Annotated in this window: 5 protein-coding genes; 2 read left to right on the forward strand and 3 right to left on the reverse strand. The window is 77.5% G+C overall.

The features are described 5' to 3' along the window. The 3 genes from J7523_RS19885 to J7523_RS19895 all read right to left on the reverse strand — a co-directional run. A partial coding sequence (locus J7523_RS19885) for a hypothetical protein (RefSeq protein WP_291890457.1) occupies positions 1-208 on the reverse strand: 208 nt, incomplete at its 3' end. A gap of 41 nt (positions 209-249) precedes the next feature. Next, complete coding sequence (locus J7523_RS19890; protein ID WP_291890458.1) at positions 250-885, reverse strand: response regulator transcription factor; 636 nt, start codon at positions 883-885, stop codon at positions 250-252. Next, positions 882-2,066: a histidine kinase gene (locus tag J7523_RS19895; RefSeq protein WP_291890459.1), complete on the reverse strand. Its 1,185-nt coding sequence runs from the start codon at positions 2,064-2,066 to the stop codon at positions 882-884. The genes J7523_RS19890 and J7523_RS19895 overlap by 4 nt, the downstream gene beginning before the upstream one ends. 134 nt (positions 2,067-2,200) lie before the next feature. On the opposite strand from J7523_RS19895, the gene J7523_RS19900 reads away from it, so the two are divergent. Then, a complete protein-coding gene (locus J7523_RS19900) occupies positions 2,201-2,989 on the forward strand; it encodes an ABC transporter ATP-binding protein (RefSeq protein ID WP_291890461.1) in 789 nt (262 codons plus the stop codon). Beyond that, positions 2,986-4,365, forward strand: a 1,380-nt coding sequence (locus J7523_RS19905; RefSeq protein ID WP_291890463.1) for an FtsX-like permease family protein, incomplete at its 3' end; no start/stop codon positions are given. The genes J7523_RS19900 and J7523_RS19905, both read left to right, overlap by 4 nt.

The following is a 4,365-nucleotide window of genomic DNA, read 5'->3' on the forward strand; positions in this document are numbered from 1 at the left end:
GCTCGAACTCGACGACCGAACCGCGCAGATCGGCGCCGGCGCGCTCCACGAGACGCGTCGCCTCCGCCTCGTCGCCGGCGGCGAACGCACGCACGGGCACGTGGCCGTGCATGTCGCGGATGACGAGCCACCCGAGCACGCCGTCGTCCGGCCCGCCGAGCGGGAGGAACGCCATCGAGTACCGGGACGACGCCTGATCGCTGCTCACGGCGAGCAGCCTAGGGCGGCCGCGACCGCCCCTGATCCAGGTCACCTCACGAGCCGGCTCCGCCACGCCCAGGCCGCGATCTCGACGCGGTTGCGCGCACCGAGCTTCACGCTGATGTTCCGGGCGTGCGTCTTGACGGTCGACAGCGACACGAAGAGGTCGGCGGCGATCTCCTCGTTGGTGCCGCCGCGTGCGATCGCCGCGACGATCTCCAGCTCACGGTCCGTGAGGTCGTGCTCGGCCGCGGACGGCGCCGCGCCCGCCGCGAGCTCGCCGAGCAGCCGCACGGTCACCGACGGCGAGACCAGCGCGTCGCCGTCGGCCGCGGCGCGCACGGCCTCGACGAGCAGCCGCGGCCCGGCGTCCTTGAGCAGGAACCCCGACGCGCCGGCCGCGAGCGCGGAGCGCAGGTACTCGTCGGTGTCGAACGTCGTGACGACGACGACGCGGGGCGCGTCCGGGAGCCCGGTGACCTGCCGTGTGGCGTCGAGCCCGTTCATGCCGGGCATGCGGACGTCCATGAGCACGACGTCGGGACGCAGGCGCTGCGCGGCGGCCACGGCGTCCTGCCCGGTGCCGACATCGGCCAGCACGGCGATGTCCCCCTCGGCCTCGAGGACCATGCGGAACCCGGCGCGGACCATCGCCTGGTCGTCGGCCACGACGACGCCGATCACCGGGCCACCGCCGCGGGGATCTCGACGCGCACGACCCACGTGTCGGCCTCGTCGGCGCCGGCGTGCAGCGTGCCGCCGAGCGCCGCGACCCGTTCGGCCATGCCGATGAGCCCGAACCCGCCGGAGCCACGGTGCGCCGAGCCCCGCCGCACGCCGTCGTTCCCGACCTCGAGCCGCAGCGCGTCGTCGACGACGCGCACGGTGACGTGCGTGCTGGGGTCGACCGCGTGACGGCGCACGTTGGTGAGGGCCTCGCGGACGATGCGGTAGGCCGACTCGCCGACGCCGGGCGCGAGGGGTGCGTCCGGGACGTCGACCCGCGACGTGGTGCGGCCCCGGCCGGCGTCGAACCGGTCGACCAGCGGTGCGATGTCGGCCAGGTCGTACCGCACGGTGACCGGGGCGTCGGGCTCGGCGTCCTCCCGGATCGCGCCGACCATGCGCCGCATGCCCGCCAGGGCCTCGGCACCGGCCGCCTCGATCGCCTCGAACGCCTGCGTCGCGCGTGCGGGATCGGTGCGGGCCACGGCGATGGCCGCCTGCGCCTGCACGACGATCCCGGTGACCTGGTGCGCGACGACGTCGTGCAGCTCGCGCGCGAGCTCGGTGCGCTCGGCCCGGCGTGCCTGGTCGAGCGCCGACGCGCGGCGCGTGCGGACGGCGCGGCCCGTGACACCGGCGACGACGGCGCAGCCCCAGACGAGCACCGCGAGCAGCATGCCCGTCGCCTGCGGGCCGATCCGCAGCACGACACCCCCGACCACGGCGACCAGCGCGGCCGCCGCGGTGCCCGTTGCCGCCCGCGACGTCGGCGCGGCGCGCACCCCGGACGCGGTGACGACGACGAGCGCGGCGGCCTCGGTGAGCGACGGGGAGGGGCTGCCGACGACGGCGCACACGAGCGACCCGACCGTCGAGACGGCGAGCACCCCGCCGGTCGCGAGCCACCACGGCAGCCGACGCCGCACGAGCGCCACGACGGCCACGACCACCGCGACGAGCGCGGTGACCAGCGCGCCGGCGACGTCCGCGCCACCGGGCGTGCCCGGTGCGAGGCGCGCACCCAGCTCGAGGTCGACGACGAGCAGGCCCGCGAGCGCGACGAGCTCGAGCACCGTCGTCGCGGCGCGGGACCGCAGCCACGTCGCACGGGGCGGTCGTCGGTCGTCGGGGTCCGGCACGCGTCCACCCTACGGATCACCACACCCGGGCTCCGCGAGCGCTCCGGAAGATCGTCCCTTCGACCGAGGGTGACCGACCCGGACCGTCCGCCCGGTCGATTCCCGTGGGTCAGGGCGTTGACCAGGCTGGACGCATGAGCCAGCCTCCCGTCGCCCCGCCCCTTCCGACCGCGGCCGGACCCGGCCTCGCCGCCCGCGCGGTCGACCTCGTGCGCGAGTACGGCACGGGTTCGAGCCGGGTGCGCGCGCTGGACGGCCTGAGCGTCGACCTGGTCGAGCGTCGGTTCACCGCGGTCATGGGCGCCTCGGGGTCGGGCAAGTCGACGTTGCTGCACTGCCTTGCCGGGCTGGACCGGGCGACGTCCGGGCAGATGCTGCTGGGCGGCACGGACCTGGGCACGCTCGACGACGCGGCGCTCACCGCGATCCGGCGCGACCGCCTGGGGTTCGTCTTCCAGGACGGCAACCTGCTGCCGCACCTGACGGCGGGCGAGAACATCGACCTCGCGGCCTCGCTGGCCGGCCGCCGCACGGACCGCGCGTGGCGGCGCGAGCTCGTCGAGCGGCTCGGTGTCGCGGACCGGCTGCGCCACCTGCCGTCGCAGCTGTCGGGCGGGCAGCGGCAGCGCGTCGCGGTCGTGCGGGCGCTGCTGGGCCGGCCGGACCTCGTCGTGGCCGACGAGCCGACGGGCGCCCTCGACAGCGAGTCGGGCGCCGCGCTGCTGGCGCTGCTGCGCGCGTGCGTCGACGAGTTCGGTCAGACGGTCGTCATGGTCACGCACGACCCGTCGGCGGCGGCCGTCACCGACGAGGTCGTGCTGCTGCGCGACGGCCGCGCCGCCGGGCGGGTCGACCGGCCGACGCGCCGCACCGTCCTCGAGCGCCTCGGCGAGCTCGCCGCACCCGCGGGGGTCGGCGCGTGATCGTCGCCCGGACCGCGCTGCGCAGCGTCCTGCGGCGCCCGCGGCAGGCGCTGCTCGTCGGCGTCGCGATCACGGCCGCGACCGCGTTCGCCGCGGTCGCCCTGCTGGTCGCGGCCAACGCGCGCGTCGCGCTCGTCGCGTTCGGCATGGTCACCCCGCCCGCGGCCGACGTGGTGGTCGTCCCCCGCGGCGACGTCGCGCCGGGCGCCGCGCTCGAGGTCGCCGAGCGCGTGCGCGCGCTGCCCGGCGTCGTGGACGTCGCGGTCGAGCACCTCGGGGACGTCGAGGTCGAGGCGGGCGGCGTCACCACCACCTGGAAGCTCACGAGGGACCCGGGCGGCGGACCGCTGAGCGCGCTGCGCGACGCCCCCGACGTCGGCCCGCTCGAGCCCGGCGGGATCGTGCTGGGGCGGCGCACCGCCGAGCGCGTCGGCGTCGACGTCGGGGACACGGTCGTGGCGGGCGGGCACGAGCTCGTCGTGGTGGGAGTCGGGCCCGTGCGGGAGTTCGGGCAGGACGTCGGGCTCGTGCACCCGTCCGACGCGGTCACGATCGGCGGCATGCCGCCCGTGCAGATGTTCGTCGTCGGGGACGTGGACCTCGCCGCGGTGCGGGCCGTCGCCGGGGACGCCGCCGTCACGAGCGGCCCCGAGCAGCGCGACCGGGAGGCCCGGTCGGTGGGCGACACGCTCGCGGGCGTGCTCGGCGGGCTGTCGGTGTTCGTCGCGCTGGCCGTGGTGTCGGCCGTGGTGATCGTGTCCTCGACGTTCCGGATCGTGCTGGCGCGGCGCGCCGCGGAGCTCGCGCTGCTGCGGTGCGTCGGCGCGACGCGTCGCCAGGTGCACCGCTCGGTGCTCGCCGAGGCCGCGTGCGTCGGCCTGCTCGGGGGCCTGGTCGGGACGGGCGCCGGGCTGGGGGTCGCCGCCGGGCTCGTCGCGGCGGCGCGTGCCGCGGACCTGGTGTCCGCGCCGTTCGTCGCCGCGCCCGGCGGGCTCGTCGCGTGCGTCGCCCTGTCGGTCGTCGCGACCGTCACCGCGGCGCTGCCCTCGGCGCGGGCGGCCGGTCGCACGGCACCCGTCGTGGCGCTCGGGGCGGCACGCTCGTCCGACGCCCGACCCGTGCGCGTCGGCGCGCGCCTGGTGACGGCCGGGGCGCTCACGCTGACGGCCGTCGCCACCGGGGCCGTCGCGGTCCCCGTCGCGCGCACCGACCAGCTGACGGGCCTCGCGCTCGCGGCGCTGAGCGGGACGCTGGTCTTCGCGGTGCTGGTCGCGGTCGGCCCGTTCCTCGTGCGGTGGGCCGCCCGGGCCGTGCGGCCGCTCGCCGCGCGGTCGGCGGCGCTGCGGCTCGCTTGTTTGGAGGCCGAGGCCTGTCTC

The organism is Cellulomonas sp., from assembly GCF_017744555.1.
Classification (GTDB): Bacteria; Actinomycetota; Actinomycetes; order Actinomycetales; family Cellulomonadaceae; genus Cellulomonas.